This is a genomic window from uncultured Veillonella sp. (assembly GCF_937981445.1).
Lineage (GTDB): Bacteria > Bacillota > Negativicutes > Veillonellales > Veillonellaceae > Veillonella_A.
Genome location: NZ_CALJON010000016.1, coordinates 1 through 21593 on the forward strand (window position 1 = coordinate 1; position 21593 = coordinate 21593).

20 protein-coding genes and 1 other annotated feature are annotated in these 21593 nt (G+C 37.7%); all 20 genes read left to right on the top strand.

Going from position 1 to position 21593, the window contains the following annotated elements:
* Positions 1–550: aminotransferase class I/II-fold pyridoxal phosphate-dependent enzyme (locus Q0376_RS03610; protein WP_298704189.1), on the top strand; the 550-nt coding region annotated here is incomplete at its 5' end.
* A 177-nt stretch (positions 551–727) separates the two neighbouring features.
* The gene (locus tag Q0376_RS03615; protein WP_298704191.1) at positions 728–1384 is read left to right on the top strand and encodes an amino acid ABC transporter permease; all 657 of its coding nucleotides are present in this window, start codon (positions 728–730) and stop codon (positions 1382–1384) included.
* Positions 1381–2100: an amino acid ABC transporter ATP-binding protein gene (locus tag Q0376_RS03620; RefSeq protein WP_298704194.1), complete on the top strand. Its 720-nt coding sequence runs from the start codon at positions 1381–1383 to the stop codon at positions 2098–2100. The genes Q0376_RS03615 and Q0376_RS03620 overlap by 4 nt, the downstream gene beginning before the upstream one ends.
* 447 nt (positions 2101–2547) lie before the next feature.
* Positions 2548–2745: a cold-shock protein gene (locus Q0376_RS03625; RefSeq protein WP_295788962.1), complete on the top strand. Its 198-nt coding sequence runs from the start codon at positions 2548–2550 to the stop codon at positions 2743–2745.
* A 404-nt stretch (positions 2746–3149) separates the two neighbouring features.
* Positions 3150–3680, top strand: a complete 531-nt coding sequence (gene raiA / locus Q0376_RS03630) for a ribosome hibernation-promoting factor, HPF/YfiA family (protein WP_298704196.1) — start codon at positions 3150–3152, stop codon at positions 3678–3680.
* 203 nt (positions 3681–3883) lie between these two features.
* Positions 3884–4120, top strand: a binding site (T-box leader).
* Positions 4121–4165: 45 nt separating this feature from the next.
* On the top strand, positions 4166–5188 hold the full coding sequence (locus tag Q0376_RS03635) for a methionine ABC transporter ATP-binding protein (protein WP_298704198.1): 1023 nt from the start codon (positions 4166–4168) through the stop codon (positions 5186–5188).
* On the top strand, positions 5185–5847 hold the full coding sequence (locus tag Q0376_RS03640; RefSeq protein ID WP_298704199.1) for a methionine ABC transporter permease: 663 nt from the start codon (positions 5185–5187) through the stop codon (positions 5845–5847). The genes Q0376_RS03635 and Q0376_RS03640 overlap by 4 nt, the downstream gene beginning before the upstream one ends.
* Positions 5848–5876: 29 nt before the next feature.
* Positions 5877–6707 carry a MetQ/NlpA family ABC transporter substrate-binding protein gene (locus Q0376_RS03645; RefSeq protein ID WP_298704201.1) on the top strand — a complete coding sequence of 277 codons (831 nt, stop codon included), beginning with the start codon at positions 5877–5879 and terminating at the stop codon, positions 6705–6707.
* Positions 6708–6955: 248 nt separating this feature from the next.
* A complete protein-coding gene (secA, locus tag Q0376_RS03650; RefSeq protein WP_298704203.1) occupies positions 6956–9400 on the top strand; it encodes a preprotein translocase subunit SecA in 2445 nt (814 codons plus the stop codon).
* Between the two features lie 92 nt (positions 9401–9492).
* A protein-coding gene (gene prfB / locus Q0376_RS03655; RefSeq protein WP_298704266.1) for a peptide chain release factor 2 occupies positions 9493–10600 on the top strand; the annotation gives its coding sequence in 2 pieces (ribosomal slippage) (positions 9493–9549 and positions 9551–10600; 1107 coding nt in all).
* Between the two features lie 25 nt (positions 10601–10625).
* Positions 10626–11315: a DUF2993 domain-containing protein gene (locus Q0376_RS03660; RefSeq protein ID WP_298704205.1), complete on the top strand. Its 690-nt coding sequence runs from the start codon at positions 10626–10628 to the stop codon at positions 11313–11315.
* A 58-nt stretch (positions 11316–11373) separates the two neighbouring features.
* On the top strand, positions 11374–13368 hold the full coding sequence (locus Q0376_RS03665; protein ID WP_298704269.1) for a DUF5693 family protein: 1995 nt from the start codon (positions 11374–11376) through the stop codon (positions 13366–13368).
* Complete coding sequence (gene csaB / locus Q0376_RS03670) at positions 13361–14455, top strand: polysaccharide pyruvyl transferase CsaB (protein WP_298704207.1); 1095 nt, start codon at positions 13361–13363, stop codon at positions 14453–14455. Before Q0376_RS03665 ends, csaB begins: the two co-directional genes overlap by 8 nt.
* Positions 14456–14494: 39 nt before the next feature.
* Positions 14495–15328 (top strand): transketolase, encoded by an 834-nt coding sequence (locus Q0376_RS03675; RefSeq protein ID WP_298704209.1) that lies wholly within the window; start codon positions 14495–14497, stop codon positions 15326–15328.
* A gap of 1 nt (position 15329) precedes the next feature.
* Positions 15330–16262 carry a transketolase family protein gene (locus tag Q0376_RS03680; RefSeq protein WP_298704211.1) on the top strand — a complete coding sequence of 311 codons (933 nt, stop codon included), beginning with the start codon at positions 15330–15332 and terminating at the stop codon, positions 16260–16262.
* 15 nt (positions 16263–16277) lie between these two features.
* Positions 16278–16964 (top strand): cell division ATP-binding protein FtsE, encoded by a 687-nt coding sequence (ftsE, locus tag Q0376_RS03685; protein WP_298704213.1) that lies wholly within the window; start codon positions 16278–16280, stop codon positions 16962–16964.
* On the top strand, positions 16954–17841 hold the full coding sequence (gene ftsX, locus Q0376_RS03690; RefSeq protein ID WP_298704271.1) for a permease-like cell division protein FtsX: 888 nt from the start codon (positions 16954–16956) through the stop codon (positions 17839–17841). Before ftsE ends, ftsX begins: the two co-directional genes overlap by 11 nt.
* A 16-nt stretch (positions 17842–17857) precedes the next feature.
* Positions 17858–19057 (top strand): murein hydrolase activator EnvC, encoded by a 1200-nt coding sequence (locus Q0376_RS03695; protein ID WP_298704216.1) that lies wholly within the window; start codon positions 17858–17860, stop codon positions 19055–19057.
* A gap of 1 nt (position 19058) precedes the next feature.
* The gene (locus tag Q0376_RS03700) at positions 19059–20219 is read left to right on the top strand and encodes a S41 family peptidase (RefSeq protein WP_298704218.1); all 1161 of its coding nucleotides are present in this window, start codon (positions 19059–19061) and stop codon (positions 20217–20219) included.
* Between the two features lie 61 nt (positions 20220–20280).
* Complete coding sequence (gene obgE / locus Q0376_RS03705) at positions 20281–21555, top strand: GTPase ObgE (RefSeq protein ID WP_298704221.1); 1275 nt, start codon at positions 20281–20283, stop codon at positions 21553–21555.
* The last annotated feature ends 38 nt before the right edge of the window (positions 21556–21593 follow it).

Here is a 21593-nt window from a genome sequence, read left to right on the forward strand (position 1 = left end):
TGTCCATGAACCCTACAAGGCCTTAGCATATTATGATACAAAAGGACAAGTTGTATTTATGGGAAGTTTATCCAAGACCTTAAGTCCAGGTTTGCGCTTAGGTTGGTTAAAAGGCACACAAGATGTTATTCAAATGCTAAGTTTAGTAAAAGAACAAAGTGATATTCACAGTAGCATTCCAGACCATGTCATTGCTGCCACCTATATGGCTGAGTATGACTATAAAGGTCATGTAAAAGCTATGTGCGAAATGTATAAAAAGCGTATGTATACTATGATTAAAGCATTTAAAACGGAGTTACCAGAGTTTACTTTTCAAAGCCCAGAAGGCGGTTTCTTTCTATGGTTAGCCCTTCCTGAGGGCATACAGGACATGGCCTTTTTTGAGGCAGCCTTAGATGCAGGGGTGCTCGTAATTCCTGGATCAGCATTTTTAGTAGGTATGCATAATAAATCATATATTCGGGTTAATTTTTCTGGTGTCGATGAAGCACAAATTGTTGAGGCTGTTAAACGCTTAGCCTTAGCTTATAAAAATATGATTAAATAACTATTGACAATGTATAATGATACAACTATAATGTGTTGTAAATGTTTTTATAATATCTAGTAATTTACATGGTTTTATGGACATTTTATAGCGTATTGTATTATCTGTATAATATTACAAGGTAATATTAAAATTAGTATTCATTTTATAGTTTGTAGGTAGAAAAGAAAGGATTTTATGATGTTTGATTGGAGTTTGATTTGGAATAATTTCCCCCTACTCCTCGCTGGGGCTGGGATTACAATTCAAATTACAGCCATGAGTGTGGGCTGTGGTTTTATTATTGGTATGTTTGCTTCTTTAGCACGCTTATCTCGCTTTAAAATCGTGCGTATTTTAGTAAAATGCTATGTAGAATTATTCCGAGGAACACCTTTGCTTGTGCAAATCTTTATGATATACTTTGCCTTGCCAAAATTATTACATCAGCCTATTAATCCTTATATTGCAGCGGTTACAGCTTGTAGTATTAACTCTGGGGCATATGTATCGGAAATCTTCCGTGCTGGGATTCAATCCATTAACAAAGGGCAGATGGAAGCAGGCCGTTCCCTTGGTTTAACTTGGGCTCAAACAATGCGTTATATTATTATGCCACAAGCGTTTAAAGCGATTATACCTCCATTGGGGAATGAATTTATTGCTATGATGAAAGATACTTCCTTAGTATCTGTTATCGGTTTCGAAGAATTGACTCGTCGTGGCCAATTAATTATTGCCAGAACGTATGGGTCTTTTGAAATCTGGTCAGCCGTAGCTTTAATTTACTTAGTTATGACATTAAGTATTTCCCAACTTGTAGCGTACCTTGAAAGGAGATATAAAATTAAATGATACAATTAATTGATGTTCATAAAAAATTTGGTGAATTGCATGTATTAAAAGGCATCGATTTAACTGTTAATGCTGGTGAAGTAGTGGTAATCATTGGTCCTTCTGGTTCAGGCAAAAGTACAGTTCTTCGTTGTATGAACTATTTAGAAGAGCCTACTTCAGGTAAAGTTATTGTTGATGGCATGGATTTAAGCGATAAAAAGAATATTAATAAAGTGCGCGCCGAAGTGGGCATGGTATTCCAGCGTTTTAATCTATTCCCTCATATGAGCGTACTTAACAATATTACCTTAGCGCCTCAAAAGATTCGCAAAATGAGTAAGGCCGAAGCGGAAACAACTGCTCGAGAATTATTAAAGCGCGTAGGATTAGAAGATAAGGCTGATGCATATCCAGAGCAATTATCAGGGGGTCAACAACAGCGTGTGGCTATTGCTCGCTCTTTAGCGATGAAACCAAAAGTTATGCTCTTTGACGAACCGACATCGGCTCTTGACCCTGAAATGGTGCGCGAAGTGCTCGATGTAATGAAGAGTCTAGCTGGCGATGGCATGACCATGGTCGTGGTAACTCATGAAATGAAGTTTGCTAAAGAAGTGGCTGATCGTGTACTCTTTGTAGATGGTGGGGAAATTCTTGAAGATGGTACGCCAGAACAAGTATTTGATAATCCGCAGAATGAGAGAACTAAGTTATTCTTATCAAAAATATTATAAAATTATAAGAAAATCATAATGAAGTCTTATAAAAATTTTATATTATTCAAATAAACTTGATAAAATTATAGAATTTACTAAAAAAGGGTTAACAATCTTGAAGGATTGTTAACCTTTTTGTTATAATACGGTATACCTTTAAGTAATGAGAGCGTCTTGATTATATATTAATAGATATAAATTTTTAGAAATGCCTTGAAAATAATTTATTATAATCAAATTTAAAAAAGAATGGCTAAAAATCACATATTCTATTACAATTATGAAGGAGTTTTTTGTGATTTTAACATAATGTTTATTTTTGCATAATAGGATAAGAAAAACTTTACAATATACAATTATTGCATATGACAGTTATTATCCTTGTATTTTAATTCGCTCTATGCTACCATAAGCAAAGAGTACTTGAAGTACTCTATAGCAAGGATTTTTTAGGAGGATTTTGTTATGCTTGGTAAAGTTAAATGGTTTAGTGCAGAAAAAGGTTTTGGTTTTATTGAAAGAGAAAACGGTGATGATGTATTCGTACATTACACAGCTATCGAAGAAGATGGCTTCAAATCCTTGAACGAAGGTCAAGAAGTTGAATTTGAAATTAAAGATGGCGAACGTGGACCTCAAGCGACTAACGTTCGTAAAGTATAAAACTAACTCAAAAAATGACCGGCTTAGGCCGGTCTTTTTTATATTATGGTCAATGAAATCTCTGAACCACATTTAGTCTTACAACTCTACATTTTCATGGACAAAATTCCAATAGCGGATTTCTTTTAACACACTCTTTTAACACACTTCTTTTAACACACTTCTTTTAACACACTTCTTTTAGCATACTTCTTTTAACATACTTCTTTAAGATACATCTTTTAGCAAATTTCTAATAGTACATTTCTATTAACATATTTTTAGTACATTTTATAAATATAGTTCTATTGGTATATATTTAAAATTTTTTTGAAAAAAAGAAGGAGATTTAAAACTCCTTGTAGAATAAGTAAGTATAACCAACAAGCTTTGCTTTTAAAGCTTGAAAGAAAGGATGTTTGCATATGAAAGTTTCAGTAAGAGGTAAAAATTTAGAAGTAACTCAAGCTTTACGTGAATATTTGGAAAAACGCGTAGAGAAACTAGCCCGTTATTTTGGGTCACCTTTTGACATTCAAGCAGTACTTTCTGTTGAAAAAGAAAATCGTGTAGTAGAGTTAACTTGCTTCGTTGAAGGAATCGTTCTTCGCGGTGTATCTTCTAATGCAGATATGTATGCAGCTATTGACTTAGTTGTTGATAAGATTGTACGTCAAATTCATAAATATAAAACTCGTTTAGCAAGACGCTTCAAGAAAGAAGTGGGCTTCCAACCTGATGCGTATGCTCCTGAAGTTCCAGTTCAAGAGGAAACTATTGATGTAGTACGTAGGAAACGCTTTGCTGTACGTCCTATGAGTGTTGAAGAAGCGATTATGCAGATGAATTTAGTAGGTCATGATTTCTTTATGTTCTTCAATGCAGATACAGAAATCATGAATGTAGTATATCGCCGTAAAAATGGCTCCTATGGTTTAATTGAACCTGAATTATAAGGTCCATCCCTGAAGGGACTGCTATAGGTCATTGATACAATTTAATATGCTTATTATAATTGAATAGTATGATGAGAGCGGGTTACTTAGTAACTAGCTCTCATTTTATATTACTGGTATTACATTTATTTCTTTTTACCTTTACTTTTTTGCGTGTTGACAATTATAAGTTTAAAACCTATTATATTAGTATGTTTTAAAATATAAACACGATGATCAAAATAAGTACCTATATGTTATCTATACAGAGAGACAAGCTAAGGCTGAGAGCTTGTTATAGTGTCAATATAGGGAATGCCTTTGGGAGTGGGAAAGTCGAAACTGTAGTAGATTTTCACGGCGAGCCACCGTTATGGTATTTGAGATCAATCATAGCTTATCACTGCATATAAATGAGCTAGATTGTTAACAGAGTGGAACCGCGGGCCACCGCCTCTGTCATGGAGGCGGATGGTCCTTTTTTTGTACCTTATAGGAGGTGAACTATGATTGAACTAAAGCATATTAATAAAGAATTTGTTGTAAAAAAGCAAACTGTTAAGGCCCTTCAAGATGTGAACTTGACGATTGAAGATGGTGATATATTTGGCATTATTGGTTTTAGTGGTGCCGGCAAATCAACCTTGCTGCGCATGGTCAATGCTTTGGAAACACCGACTAGTGGTGAGGTACTCATTGATGGCGTAAATATTAATGCCCTTAGTCATAATGAACTACGGCAAGTGCGCAAGAATATAGGCATGGTGTTTCAGTCATTTAATTTGCTTAATTCTAAAACAGTGTATGACAATATTGCCATTCCTTTACGATTGAATAAAGTTAGTGCAGAGAACATTGATAAACGGGTTAAAGAATTATTAGAATTTGTTAATTTACCAGATAAAGCACAGGCATATCCGACTCAATTATCAGGTGGTCAAAAACAAAGGGTAGGCATTGCCCGCGCGTTAGCTACGAACCCATCCATCTTGCTATGTGATGAAGCAACCAGTGCGTTAGATCCAGAAACAACGGAGGCCATATTAGAGCTTTTAAAACGCATCAATAAAGAGTTTAATATTACCGTTTTAGTAGTAACGCATGAAATTCAAGTTATTAAAGAGATTTGTAATCGCGTAGCCGTTATGGAACTAGGTAAGGTTGTTGAAACGGGCAGCATTATCGATGTATTTAGTCATCCAAGAGAAGCAATGACACGACGATTTGTACAGACTGTAATTCCTGAAAAAATTCCTCAAAGTATTGTGACTAATTTGGAACAGGATACAAGACCCTACGAATTGATTAAGGTACGCTTCTTAGGCGATACAGTGACTAAACATGTAATATACGAAATTAATCGTAAATTCGAAGTAGAAACAAATATTATATTTGCCTCTGTAAATCAATTGCAAGATTCGGCGTTAGGCATATTTATTCTGCAGGTGGTGGGCTCTACAGAAGCTATCAAAGATGTTAAAACTTATATTGCAGACAATGGATTGGAATGGGAGGTGGTGACTTTATGATGCCAGATTTAGGAGTGCCTCACGAACAAATTTTACTTGCTGCGCAAGAGACCTTGTACATGGTTTTCGTGTCTCTTATCATTGGATCTCTTATAGGACTTATCTTGGCGGTCGTACTTGTTCTTACTAATAAGGATGGAATTTTACGCAATGATTATGTATTTGCCACGATAAATACAATTGTTAATATTGTCCGCAGTGTGCCATTTATTATACTGATGGTGTTTATTTTACCACTTACGAAACTGCTTGTAGGAACTCGTATTGGTACCACAGCAGCACTGGTCCCACTAGTTATTTTTATTGCACCGTATTTGACGCGTTTGTTTGAAAACTCCTTGCTCGATGTAGATAAAGGGATTATTGAAGCAGCTCAAGCTATGGGAGCTTCACATTTTGAAATTGTCTGGAATTTCATTTTGCCTGAAGCGAAAGCATCTCTTATCCTATCGGTTACTACAGGCACTATTGGCCTTATAGGGGCTACGGCTATGGCTGGTGCAATAGGTGCTGGTGGGGTGGGCGACTTAGCCCTTACTTATGGATATGAACGACTTAATTTCCCACTCATGTTATTCACTGTTGTAATTTTAGTTATTTTTGTTCAAATTATACAAACTGTAGGTAATCATTTTGCTTTTAAAATGCGCAATCATTAATATTTTTGAGAAAAGAAAGTAGGAGTATTATGAAATTGACAGGTTTTAAAAAATTAGGTGCATTAGCACTCACTGTTGCCCTTGGAGCTGTGTTATTAGCTGGTTGTGGCAATGATTCAGCATCGGCTGATAAAAAAGAATTAGTGTTCAGTAAATCCCAAGGCCCTTATTCTGAATTATTTGAACAAGGTGTAAAACCTATTTTAGAGAAAAAAGGCTATAAGATTACAGCCCGCGATATGTCAGATTTAGTGCAAGCGGATGTGGCCCTTAAAGATGGTGAAGTGGACTTCAATGTAGAACAACATACAGCCTATATGGAAAACTTTAACAATAAACAAGGTGGTCATTTAGTGGCGCTAACACCAATTCCAACTGTACCGGCTGGCATTTATCCAGGTGCTAAATCTGATTTAAGTCAAATTGCTAATGGCGATACCATTGCGGTTCCTAATGATGCCTCTAATACGGCACGGGCTTATGCATTACTTCAAAAGGCAGGTCTTATTAAATTAGATCCAAGTAAAGATTTATCTACAGTAACTAAGGCTGACATTATAGAAAATCCACACAATTTAAATTTCGTGGAAATGAAATCTTTAACAATTCCATCTGTGCGTACAGACTTTGCCTTTATTGTAATAACTGGTTCCATTGTATATAATGCGAAAATTGATCCAGCTACAGCTCTAATGAAGGAAGATATTTTACCTCATCTTTTATTACAATTGGTAGTGTTAGAAAAGAACAAAGATACACAATGGGCTAAAGACTTAAAAGATGCCTATAATTCCGCAGAATTTAAAGAATATATTAACACTCACAACAATGGTCTATGGTATGTGCCTGAAAGTAAATAATAAATTATATTTATAAAAATACTTAGGCTAAGTACTATGGTGGACTCTGTGAATTGCCCTATAGTGTAATAATATGATGTGAAAAAATAAATAGTTAATCAAACTATTTAATAGAAGTTAAGAACAGTAAAATGGTAACGAATTTCCCAGTAGGGATTCGTTATCATTTTTTTGTTTTTTATTGACTTTGTGATATAATAAATTGAATATGTATATATGCAATATACGAACCTAAGGAGTTGATTTTGTTGTTTGATTTTATACAACGTTGGATTGGTAATAATAGTGCTAGAGAAATTAAGAAGATGCGCACCATTGTGGAGCAAATTAATGGTCTTGAGTCATCATTAAATTCATTAAGTGATGCATCTTTAGCAGCAAAAACTCAGGAGTTTAAAAATCGCCTTGCTAAAGGTGAAACATTAGACGATATTTTACCTGAAGCATTTGCTGTAGTTCGTGAGGCTTCCAAGCGTGTTCTTGGCATGCGTCACTTCGATGTACAGTTAATTGGTGGTATTACATTACACCGTGGTAACATAGCGGAAATGCGTACTGGTGAAGGTAAAACTTTAGTGGCTACCTTGCCAGTATATTTAAATGCATTAACAGGTAAAGGTGTACATGTAGTTACTGTTAATGATTATTTGGCGAGCCGTGACAGTGAGTGGATGGGGAAATTATATCGCTCATTAGGCTTAAGTGTAGGTTTGATTGTAGCTAATTTAGATTACAATCAGCGTAAAATGGCCTATGCTGCGGACATTACATATGGTACAAATAATGAATTTGGCTTTGATTATCTTCGTGATAACATGGTAGTTCATGCGGATCAAATGGTACAGCGTCCATTAAACTATGCTATTGTGGATGAAGTAGACTCCATTTTAATTGACGAAGCGCGTACGCCACTTATTATTTCTGGTCCTGGTGAACGCTCTACAGATAGCTACTATACATTAGCGAGCATTGTGCCTAAATTGGTTAAAGATGAAGACTACACAATCGATGAAAAGCAAAAAACGATTGCCCCTACTGAATCAGGGATTGCGAAAGTGGAAAAAATGCTTAAAATCGAAAACTTATACGATTCTGCTAACTTAGAGCTTAACCATTTACTTATTGCGTCTTTACGTGCTTATGCTATGATGCATCGCGATAAAGATTATGTAGTAAAAGATGGTAAAGTAGTTATTGTTGACGAATTCACAGGTCGTTTAATGTTTGGTCGTCGTTATTCTGAAGGTTTACACCAAGCTATTGAGGCCAAAGAAGGTCTTCAAGTAGAACGTGAAAGCCAAACCTTAGCGTCCATTACATTCCAGAACTATTTCCGTATGTACAATAAATTGTCTGGTATGACTGGTACAGCGAAAACAGAAGAACAAGAATTTAACAATATTTATGGTCTTGAAGTATATGAAATTCCACCAAACAAACCATTGCTTCGTAAGGATTTACCAGACTTAATCTTCAAAACCAAGAAGGCTAAGTACAAGGCCGTAGTTAAAGACGTGGTGGAACGTCATAAAAAAGGTCAGCCAGTGCTCGTAGGTACTACTTCCATTGTACAGTCTGAAGAGCTTGGTGATATGCTTCTTAAGAGTGGTGTTCCTAACAATGTATTGAATGCTAAGCATCATGAAAAAGAAGCAGAAATTGTTAAAAATGCTGGTCAGCGCGGCATGGTAACAATTGCTACTAATATGGCTGGACGTGGTACAGATATTAGCCTTGGTGAAGGTGTTGCTGAACTTGGCGGTCTTCACATCTTGGGTACCGAACGCCATGAAAGCCGTCGTATTGACAATCAGCTTCGCGGCCGTTCTGGTCGTCAGGGGGACCCAGGATCGAGTCAATTCTTCTTATCTCTTGAAGATGATTTGATGCGTATCTTTGGGGCTGACAATATTTCGAGCATGATGGATAAATTAGGCATGGAAGAGGATGAACCAATCGAACATTCTCTCATCACTAAATCTATTGAACGTGCTCAGAAGAAAGTAGAAAATCATAACTTCAATATTCGTAAATATATCCTTGAATATGATGATGTTATGAATCAGCAACGTGAGGTATTATACGAACAACGTCGTAAGATTCTTGGTAATGAATCCTTAAAAGATACAATTATGGATATGGTAGATGCCATTGTTCTTAAGGCGATGAATCAATATGCTGATGAAAAATTATATCCAGAAGAATGGGACTATGAAGGTTTATTAAAACAATTAGAACTCTTCTTCTTAGAGCCAGGTACATTGACTGTTGAAGAAATGGAAGAATATGGCCGTGGCGAATTACAAGAGAAATTAATTTCTATTGCGCATGAAGAATACGCTAAACGAGAAGCTCTTATTGGTGAAGTTAATATGAGAGCTTTGGAAAAAGCCGTTATGCTAAAAATTGTAGACAGCAAATGGATGGAACACCTAGATTCCATGGATATGCTTCGTGAAGGTATTGGCCTTCGCGCATATGGTCAAAAGAATCCATTGGTAGAATACAAGTTTGAAGCATATGATATGTTTGAAGCTATGATTGACGCCATTCAAGAAGATACTGTTATGTACTTATACCGCATCCGTGTAGAATTAAATGACGATGTGGCAAGTGAAGAAACACCAGTAGACCACCTGGCTAATGCGCAAACCCATCATGATGATGTGTTGGAACCGCAAAATGTAGATTAGACCAACGCAGAATGGTTCGTTGCCGGGGCTTACCTTTGGCACGGCCATTTTCTGCATTTATAGGATATGATTTTAAGAAAGAGGTGAACCTGTTGTTAGAGGATTTAAAAGGACCTATTGACAATTTGGAGGAGCGTATATATGGAATGAGGGATTCACTTTAACATCGCTCAAAAGGAAGATCGAATCTTTACATTAGATGTTAAAATGAGTGACCCTGAATTTTGGAATGACCCAGATTTAGCAAAAGCAATTTCCCAGGAAGCCACCCAATTAAAGGATGCTGTTGATGGTTATAAATCATTAGTAGGTGAAATTGAAGATGCTAAATTGATGCTTGAAATGGCTATTGAAGAAGAGGATGCTTCTTTAGAGCCAGAAATTGCTGATTTGGTTAAACATATTGAAGACGAAGTGGAACGCCGCGAAGTATTACTTCTTTTAAGTGGCGAATACGATAAAAATAATGCTATTTTAACATTCCATGCCGGTGCTGGTGGTACGGAGGCGCAGGATTGGGTGAGTATGTTGATTCGCATGTATTTGCGTTGGGCTGAGCAACATGGGTATAGCATTACTATGATGGATGAGCAGCCAGGCGATGAGGCGGGCATAAAAAGTGCGACCTTCTTAATTCAAGGTGAAAATGCTTTTGGCTATTTTAAATCTGAAAAAGGTGTTCATCGTTTAGTCCGTATTTCACCATTTGATGCCAATGCACGGCGTCATACCTCCTTTGCTGCTGTAGATGTAATGCCTGAAATCGATGATACTGTAGACATTCACCTAGATATGAAAGACGTGCGTGTCGATACATATCGCGCTAGTGGAGCCGGCGGTCAGCATATTAATAAAACTGATTCTGCTATTCGTATGACTCACATTCCTACAGGGATTGTAGTGCAATGTCAAAGTGAACGCTCACAGATTCAAAACCGCGATCAGGCTTTGAAACTCTTGCGCGCTAAGTTATTTGAATTAGAACTAGAAAAGCAAGCAGAGTTAAAAGAAAAGATTGGCGGTACCTACCAGGCCATTGAATGGGGCAGTCAAATTCGTTCCTATGTATTCCATCCTTATAATTTAGTTAAAGACCATCGCACAGGTGTTGAAACAGGTAATGTGCAAGCCGTTATGGATGGTACTATTGATAATTTTATTGAAGGATACTTAAAGAAAGAAGCTAATTTAAAAGTTTAATTAATTGTAGGAGCATACAAAAGTTATGAAAAAGTTTATTATTGCCTTAGTAGTTATAATTGTAGCTGTGTTAGTAGCAGCACAAGTATTACTGCCTGATTTTGTAAAAAGTCAATTAGAACGAGAAATAAACAGTAAGCTGAATCCAGATTCTACGACTTTAGTGGTAGAGTCCTCACCTGCTGCTAAGATGCTCTTAGGTGATGTAGATGCATTGCGCGGTGAATTAGAAGGTGTAACCTTAGGTCACCTTACCTTTGCGGATGTACATTTAGATGTACAAGATATGCAATTTAATGCCTTTGATTTATTAGTAAATCATAAATTAGAGATTAGCGAAATTGGCAAAGGTCAAATTGAAGGCACTGTTACTGAGTCTGATTTACAAACTTTTATGGAGAAAAATATCAAGGGACTTCAAATTAAAGAAGTGGATATTAACTCCAATGGCATCAATGTAGTAGGCTCTGTAGACATGGGCTTTATTAAAGGGACGGCGAATATTAAAGGGAAATTAGAAATAAAAAATAATTCCCTCGTATTCTCTCCAGACCGTTTTGAAATTAATGGTTCTAGCATTGGTGGTTTAACATCAGCCGTTTTAAAACAAATTGTTATTTATGACTTTACAGAATTCCCAATTCCAGTTCAGGCAGACCGTATTGAAACTGTAAATGGTGAATTACATCTTTATGTAAGTCCTATAGCAAAGTAAGAAAGGTTCTATTGTGAAAGACATACAAAGAATTAAACGAAGATTTTCGCCCATATTAATGGTGCTCATTTTAGTGGGCTTATGTGCGAGTCTCTTTTTAGTACATCAACGCTATCAAGTAGAACATACTCAACAACAAATAGAAAATATAGTTGACTATGATGCTGTATTACGGGCCGCATCTTTTGAAAAACGCAGCACGGAAGATGCCTTAAAAGCACTTAAGGATGCAGGCGTTACAGCTATGGCGATTTATGATCGCACCTTGGCTAAAGCCAGTGATAGCGGCGATATTAAAGTATATAAAGGTGAAGAAGCAGCTGCTTTACATCTTTATAATGCACAACCTACACCTGGTATTACCTATGTAGCACCAGTATATGGTAAAGAAGGATATTTCAAAGAAATAAAAGAAGATTTACAAGCGCGCTTAGGTGATGAAAAAGTACAAGAACTTTGGTCTGTACAAGGTCCTGTTTTAGCTTTGACGCAGCCTAATGAAGCATTAATGGACATGAAGTTGAGTATTTCTCGTCTTCAAGCCTTAGAAGTAAGTCAATTAGGCTTTAATGTTATTGCCAGACCGACTAATTTTAAAAATGGAAGCCGCGACAATGTAAATCATGTACTTGATCGCTTAGAAGGGGTTCCCAATGTAACTGGCATGGTATTCGTAGGTAAAGAAGTGTTGGGCTATCCTAATAATCTCGACTTATTAGATGCGCGCTTAAAATCTATGAGAATCCCTGTAGCTGGTATTGAAGCAGTGAACCAATTACAATATGATACGCAAGTAGGTTTTACTGAATTGGCCATTGCCGATGAATACAGTGTGGGCCGTTTATATACGATTCAAAAAGAATCGCTCAAGAAATTGTCCCCAGAAGAAGTATCTCAATGGTTTTATATCAGTGATATTGAGCGAAATATTCGCTACAATCTATTCCCGATCTATGAAGAAGGAGTAGGCAATAAAACAGCCCTTGAAACAAGTATTGAATATATGAAGGAAGTAAAAGAAAAATTGGAACCGCGCGGTTTTACCTTTGGTCGTCCAAGTATTTACCCTCCATATAAGCCAAGCCCTATTGCGGCAATACTAACATTAAGTGGTTCTATTGCACTCTTTACTTGGATGGTTCATTTGTTATTGCCTATGAGCCGCAATAAACAATTAGTGTTTAATTTTACTTTATTATTAATTTCTGTCGTATTTTATGCTATTACTCATGGCACCTTGATTAGTCAAATTTGGTCTCTTGCGGCGGCTATAACGGCGCCAGTGGTGGCCATTATATTACTGATGGATTGCTGGATAGCGCGAAGTCACTCTACGCCATTAGGCCCTTGGCGGGCGACCTTAGAGTCCATTGGCTATTTAGTAGGCGCAGCCTTTTTTGCGGCCATTGGGGGCATGATGATTGCCGCCTTACTAGGGAACACTCGATTCTTTATGGAATTCGCCCTCTTTAGAGGCGTAAAATTAGTTTTCGTAGCGCCTATTATTCTTACGGCTATCGCTTACTTACAGCGCTTTCCATTATGGAAAGGGAAGACTATAAGCAGCGTGGAAGACTCTAAGACATTTATTAAAGAGTTTTTAACTGTAGATGTAAAACTTTATATGATTTTAATCTTTGGTTTCTTAGGTGCTGCTGCTTGGGTATTTGTTGGACGTAGTGGACATACGGCAGGTGTGCCTGTGCCAAGCTTTGAAATTGCCTTGCGCCGTTTCTTAGAAAATACCCTTTACGCAAGACCTCGTGAAAAAGAATTTTTAATTGGACATCCTGCTTTAATGTTGGCATCCTTTGCATTCTTGCGTCGTTGGCCTATGGTATTACATTTTCTATTTACCATAGCTGGTGTAATCGGCATTGGTTCCTTAGTAGAAACCTTCTGTCATTTGCGAACTCCTGTACTTATGAGTATTGCCCGCGGCCTTGATGGCCTTTGGTTTGGCATTATTGCCGGTATTGTGGCGATTTTATTATTCCGCTTCTTAGCCTATATTACTCGTTGGAATCAGTCACGGGAGGTGTCTCATGACTAAATTGGTCATTTCAGGGTATTATGGTTTTGGTAATGCTGGTGATGAAGCTATGTTAGCGGCTATTTTAGAAGCTATTTTAGAAGTCATCCCCGATGCGGATATTACAGTTATTTCTGGTAATCCTAAACAAACAACTCAACATCATGGTGTTAAAGCAGTAGGTCGCTTTGATATGTTTGGCATATTAAATGCCATCGGTCGCTGTGATTTATTAATTAGTGGCGGAGGTAGTTTACTCCAAGACGTGACGAGTAAGCGAAGCTTGTATTACTATTTAAGTATCATCACATTAGCCACGACTTTGGGCAAACGCGTTATGTTATATGCACAGGGGATTGGGCCTTTACGACGTGAACGAGCTCGCAAATTAGTTGGTCAAGTTCTTAACAAAGTATCTATGATAACGGTGCGTGATGAAAAATCTAAGCAAGAGCTTGAATCGATGGGCGTAACAGAAGTTCCTATTGAAGTGACTGCGGATGCTGTTTTAGCTATGCATCCTGTAGATACTACAATTGGTAAGCGATTATTAAAAGAGTACCAATTATCTGGTGTACGCTATCGTGTAGGTGTATCAGTACGAAATTGGAAAGATTTTAGAGCCTATCGTCAAGAGCTAGCTACGGCATTAGATCGTTTACATTGTGAACTAGATGCGCAAATTGTATTTATTCCTATGCAACATCCTGCTGATACAGGGGAAGCTAAGATGATTAGCTCCCTTATGAAGAGCGAGCCTGTTATTTTAGAAAGTATATACACAACTACAGAGCTATTGGCTTTAGAAGGTTGTATGGACTTACTAATCGGCGTTCGCTTACATGCATTAGTGTTTGCTACCTTAATGGAAAAGCCAGTAGTTGGTATTTCCTATGATCCTAAAATAACTAATTTCTTGCACATGATAGGACAGGAGCCCGTAGGTACTCTTGAGTCCTTGCGCAGTGAAATGGTATATAAAGCGGCATCTGAATTATTAGAAGATGCGGCGTTACAGCAAAAATCCTTACAACGCGTGGCTGAGCTTCGCGAAGAGTCTTTAAAAAATGCGCATATTGCGTTATCCTTATTAAGTAAGAATGGGTAAGTAGAATTTACTTGTTTCCTAATGGAATGGAGGGTCTTTATGACAAAGTTAAATGCTGAACAAAAAGCACTAGTTCAGGAAAAGGCAAGAGAGATTCGTGTTAGTATTGTAAAGGCGGTTACGGCTGCTAAATCAGGTCATCCTGGTGGCTCCTTATCTATTGCCGACATTATGTCTCTACTATATTTTGTAGAGATGAAGGTAGATCCTGCTAATCCAAAATGGGTTGATCGTGACCGTTTTGTATTATCCAAAGGCCATGCAGCACCAGCTTTATATGCTACCTTAGCTGAAAAAGGTTTCTTCTCTAAAGACGAACTTCAACATTTACGTAAAATTGACCATATTTTACAAGGTCATCCTGATATGAAGCATACACCAGGTGTTGATATGTCTACAGGTTCTTTAGGCCAAGGCATTAGCGCTGCTTGTGGTATGGCATTAGCTGGTAAAATCGACAATAAAGAGTTTCGCGTATATTCCATTTTAGGCGATGGTGAATTAGAAGAAGGTCAAGTTTGGGAAGCCGCTATGTTTGCTGGTTTTTATAAACTTAACAATTTAACAGCTTTTGTAGATTATAATGGCCTTCAAATTGATGGCGATATTACAGAAGTTATGTCTCCACTTCCTATTGGCGAAAAATTTGCTGCCTTTAATTGGAATGTAATTGAAGTTAATGGTCATGATTTAGATGAGTTACATGATGCGATTGAAGCCGCAAAAGCAGTTACTGACAAACCAACTGTAGTTGTTATGCATACTGTAAAAGGCAAGGGCGTTAAAGAAATGGAAGGCCAAGCTGGCTGGCATGGCAAGGCGCCTAGTGCTGAAGAATGTGAAAAATTTGTGGCAGAACTTTTGGAGGTGTAAGATGGGTAAGGCAACTCGTGAAGCGTACGGTGCAGCATTAGCTGAAATCGGTGCAAAAAATAAAAATATTGTAGTATTGGATGCAGATTTATCTAAATCTACTAAAACAGATACATTTAAAAAAGTAGTTCCTGAACGTTTCTTCAATGTAGGGATTGCTGAACAAAATTTGATTAGCGTTGGGGCAGGTCTTGCAGCAGCAGGCAAGATTCCATTTGTATCTTCCTTCTCCATGTTTGCTACAGGCCGTGCTTTTGAACAAGTGAGAAATGCGGTATGTTATGCTAAACTTAATGTAAAAATTTGTGCCACTCATGCAGGTATTACAGTAGGTGAAGATGGTGCTACCCATCAAAGTTTAGAAGATATTGCATGCATGCGTGCCATTCCTAATTTAACTGTAATCGTTCCAGCTGATGAAGCTGAAACAAAGGCTGTTGTAAGTTGGGCAGCAGAGTATAATGGTCCTGTTTATGTTCGCTTAGGCCGTGCTGGCGTAGCCGATGTAACACCTGAAAACTACACATTTACACCAGGTAAATCCACTGAGCTAGTAGCAGGTACTGATGTATCTATTATTGCTTGTGGTGCCTTAGTTGGCCCAGCTGTAGACGCTGCGGCGATGTTAAAAGAACAAGGCGTAAGTGCCCGTGTTATTAACATGGCTTCTATTAAACCAATTGATGCTGATGCTATTATTAAAGCGGCTACTGAAACTGGTGCTATCGTAACAGCTGAAGAACATAATATTATTGGTGGTTTAGGCGCTGCTGTAGCAGAAGTTGTTACTGAGCATAAACCAGTACCAGTGATCCGCGTAGGTACCAATGATACTTTCGGTGAATCTGGTACACCAAAAGAATTAATGGCAAAATATGGTTTAACTGCTGAACATATTGTAGAAGCCGCACAAACAGCAATAAAACGCAAATAGTAAAGGACAATATCAATGATAGAATTTAATCACGTTAACAAAGTATATGACAATGGTTCACTTGCTTTGGATGATGTAACTATACATATTGAAAAAGGCGAATTTGTACTTATTTGCGGACCTAGTGGGGCCGGTAAATCAACCTTTATCAAACTTTTATCCCATGAAGTAGTGCCTGAATCAGGTACTGTAATTGTAAATGACATGGATGTGACACGCCTTAAAAAACGTAAAATTCCATATTTACGTCGTCGTTTAGGCATTGTATTCCAAGACTTTAGACTTTTACCAAGCAAGACAGTATTTGAAAATATTGCCTTTGCTCTCGAAGTTATTGAAGAAAAGCCAAAACGCATTAAGGAAAAAGTGGAACATGTACTCGATTTAGTTGGTTTAGCTCATAAAGCTAATGATTTACCACAAGACTTAAGTGGTGGTGAACAACAACGTGTGGCCATAGCCCGTGCTATTGTTAATAAACCATTAGTACTCATTGCAGATGAGCCAACTGGTAACTTAGACCCTAATACAAGTAAGGATATTGTTGAGCTCTTCAAGCGCATCAATAATTCAGGTACAACTATCGTAATGGTTACCCATGATATGCAAATGGTTAAATATTTAAATAAGCGTGTCATTGCATTAGAGGCAGGTCGCGTTGTAAATGATAGATTGCGAGGTGCCGAATTTAATGAAGCTTAGAACCTTTCGATATTTTGTTAAAGAAGCGTTAAAATCAATGAGCCGCAATGGTCTTATGACATTAGCGTCAATCTCTACAGTAGCACTATCCTTGTTTATTTTAGGTGTGTTTACCTGTGGGGTTGTGAATTTAAATAACTTAGCCTCTAATTTGGAAAGCCAAGTTGAGATTAGTGTGTATTTAAAAGATGGCTTAAACCAAAATCAAATCAATAATGTGCAAAATAAATTAAAAGACATGAATAATGTTAAAAATTTAGAATTTGTGTCTAAAGATGAAGCTATGAAGCGCTTTAAAGAGCGTTTAGGGGAACAACAAGGCTTAGTGGCGGCCTTAGATGGCAATAATCCATTGCCTTCCTCTTTTGTGATTACCTTTGAAAATCCAGAAGAAGTAAAAGAAGCGGCTAAACTTGTTACAACCTATCCAGAAGTAGAAAGCGCTCATTATGGTCAAGATGTAATTGAACAGATTTTTAAAATTACACAAGTTATTCGCATTGGTGGGATTGCGTTAATAGCCTTTTTAGCAGGTGCTACACTTTTCATTATTTCCAATACAATTCGCTTAACTGTATTTGCCCGTCGTAAAGAAATTGGCATTATGAAATACGTTGGGGCTACTAACTGGTTCATTCGTTGGCCATTTCTTATTGAAGGCATGCTTTTAGGTTTCATTGGCGCTGCTATTGCCGCTGCCTGTGTATGGGAGTTTTACCATTTCATAACATTAGAAGTAGAAAGCTCCTTAGCCTTCTTGCCTTTAGTACCAATGGTTCCATTTTTCTATGATTTAACTGCCATTTTATTTGGCGTAGGTATTTTAGTAGGTGCCATTGGCTCTACTATTTCTTTGAAACAGTACATGAAAGTATAAGAAGAGAAGGGTGTTTATGGCAAAGAATAATTTAAAAATTCGCATAATGGCCGTTCTTTTAAGTACTACTGTGTTAGCTGCTACTCCGTTTACCTATAGTAATGCTGAAGATGAAGATTTAACAAATCAGTTAGATACGATGCAACAGCAAATGAATGATGCTAGCGCTCAAAAGGCGAATGCTCAAGCTACCATTACTAGTGTATCTGAACAACTACATCAGATTCAGGTAGAACTAGATCAAGCTACAGAAAATCTAAAAAACTATCAACAACAGCGCGTTGTAGTAGAACAGGAAATTGCTAAGAATCAAAAATTGTTAGAAGAAGCACAAGCAAGACTGTCTAAACGAGAAGGCGTGTTTAATAAACGTGTGCGCGATATTTATATTAATGGTCGTTTGAGTTATTTAGATGTTGTTGTTGGGGCTAAGGATTTTAGTGATTTTGCCAATCGCGTAGAAATGTTAAAACGTATTATTGATGCTGATATTAAGCTTATCGATAGTATAAAGACAGAGCGCGAAGAAATTACAAATCGCAAAGCTATTTTAGAACAAGATCGAGCTAAGGTTGTAGAGCTTGAAAATAAAGCTAAAGAAGCACAGGCTGTTATTCAAAAGAAAAAAGATGAACAAACGGCTATTCTAAATAAAGCACAAAGTGATAAGGCTACAGCCGAGCAATTAGAGGCAAGTCTCCAAGAATCTTCTAATGCTATTCGTGCTTTATTACAGCAGCGTCAAGCTGAACGTGCCGCCGCAGCGGCCGCAGCCGCAGTAGCAGCTCAAGGTGGTGGCGGTGGCGGTAGCTCCGCTGCATATGTACAAGGTACTGGTCAATTATCATGGCCTGTTAATGGCGTGATTACGTCCGACTTTGGTTGGCGTACCCATCCAATTTTTGGCCGTCAAATTCTTCATTCTGGCATGGATATTGGCGTTGACGAAGGGACGCCAGTACATTCTGCCGATGGCGGTGTAGTAGTATATTCTGGTTGGATGGATGGCTATGGCTATGCCGTTGTTGTGGACCATGGTAATGGCATGTCTACATTATATGGTCATAACTCAGACTTAGCTGTATCTGAAGGGCAAACGGTATCAAAAGGAGCTGTAATTGCTTATGCCGGCAGTACGGGCAACTCTACAGGCCCTCACGTGCATTTTGAAGTTCGTATTAATGGTGATCCAGTAGATCCAGCAGGGTATTTATAATATGATGGAAATGAAGAATAATTCAGGTTTGTCTAAATTTAGGCAAATTGTGCAATTTGCTATTAAATTTACCATAGCTGGCTTCATATTTATGTGGCTAATCTTTTGGTATATGAGTGGTTCACCAACGGCAGTATATCGCTTTTTTGCCACCTATTATGTAAGCTCCCACTTTTTTAGGGACCCTGTAACTAAGGAGTCCCTCTTCAATGGAGCGCTCAGCGGTATGGTGGATTCCTTAGGTGACCCACATAGTCAATATTTAGACCAGAAATCCATGGAAAACTTAATGGAACATACGAGTGGCACATATAGTGGTGTTGGTATTGTTTTAGGCGCTGGTAAGAATGGTCTTGAAGTAGCTACAGCTATAGAGGATCAACCAGCGGCTAAAGCTGGCATTCGCTCGGGTGATATTATTGTTTCTATTAATGGTATTGATACAAGTAGTATTACTATGGAAGAAGCATCTAAAAATATCCGTGGAGAAGCGGGCACAACGGTAGTTCTTGGCATACTTCGTGATAATGAAGTAAAAGAATACACCTTAACTAGAGAGCAAATTACCTTGCCTACAGTGAAGGGGAAAATGCTAAATGATTCCATTGGCTATATTCGAGTTAGTCAATTTGCGGAAAATTCAGGAGAAGATTTTGCGCGCATTTATAAAGAACTTAGTGCTAAGGGCATGAAGAAATTAGTTCTGGATTTGCGTGATAATCCTGGTGGACTTGTAACAACAGCGCAAGAAATAGGTAGTTATGTACTTCCTACGGGACCTATTGTTACGATTCAAGATCGGTCCGGTCGTGTTGAATCATATGACTCGGAAGGTCTAGGCCATGATTTACCTATGGTAGTACTTATTAATAAAGGCTCTGCCAGTGCATCAGAAATTATTGCTGGTGCGGTGCAGGATGAACAAGTGGGTACCATTGTAGGATCTAATAGTTATGGCAAAGGAACTGTGCAATCAGTTCTTAATATATTAAATGATGAAGGTATTAAAATTACTATTGCAAAATATCACACGCCGAATGGTCGCGTGATAGATGGTATTGGTATTAAACCAGATGTGGAAGTTGAAATCACAGAGGCTGATATAAAAGCAGCTAATGATGTACAACTCAACAAAGCAATAGAAATTTTGCAGTCAAAATAAGGTTGAGGCGGTAATCTATAATAGTTACCGCCCCTATTGCTATCAGTAAAGGATGAAAACTATGTTTATCGATCGAGCAAGGATTTTTGTAAAAGCCGGTGACGGCGGCAACGGAATGAGTAGCTTTAGACGTGAAAAATATGTTCCTAATGGCGGCCCCAACGGTGGCGACGGCGGTAAAGGAGCAGACATCATTTTAAAAGCGGATAGAAATATCAATACACTCGTTGATTTTAGATATAAAAGACAATTTAAAGCACCTGCCGGTGAAGGTGGTCAAAGTAGTAATAAATATGGCCGTGGTGCTGATAATATGATTATTCCAGTACCATTAGGAACTACTGTAAAAGATGAAGAAAGCGGTAAAGTTATGGCCGATCTTATTGAAGATGGTCAAACTTTCGTAGTAGCTAAAGGTGGCCGTGGTGGTCGTGGTAATGCGCACTTCCATACTAGTGCGAACCGAGCACCTACATTTGCGGAAAAAGGGGAACCTGGTGAGGAACGTTGGCTACAACTAGAATTAAAAGTCTTAGCTGATGTGGGCTTATTGGGCTATCCAAGTGTAGGTAAGTCTAGTATTATTCGCAAAGTCTCGTCTGCGAAACCAGAAGTAGCAGCCTATCATTTTACTACATTAACACCTGTATTAGGAGTTGTGAGTGTAGAAGAAGGTCATAGTTTTGTTATGGCCGATATTCCAGGTCTTATTGAAGGCGCTAGTGAAGGTGTAGGACTCGGACATTCGTTCCTTCGCCATGTGGAACGAAGCAATATATTGATTCATGTGCTTGATGTATCAGGCATGGAAGGACGAGATCCAATTGAAGATTTCCATAAAATTAATGAAGAATTAAAAAAATATAGTGAAAAATTAAGCAAAAAACCACAGATTATTGCTCTTAATAAAATTGATTTAGTAGAAGACGAAGGAACGATTGAAAAAGTACGCAAGTATTTTACAGATCAAGACTATGAAGTATTTCCAGTAAATGCCTTAACTGGTGAAGGCTTAAATGAACTTGTTCATCGCGCTTGGTATTATGTGGAAAACTTTGTTCCAGAGCCGGAAGCTAAAGAAGAAGCAGTAGAATATGTGGCTAAGCCTGATACTGATTTTGTCATCACCCGTGGCGATGATGCGTCCTTTATTATTACTGGTAGCCGCATTGAAAAATTAGTGGCTATGACAAATCTTGAAGACGAACAAGCCTTACGTCGTTTCCAAAAAATCTGGAAATATATGGATTTAGATAATAAACTTAAAGAACGTGGCTGTAAAGATGGTGATGAAGTTGTTATCGGCGATCAACGCTTCGTATTCCATGATTTATAAAATAGTAAGATTACGTAGAACCTATTGTATATAGTCAA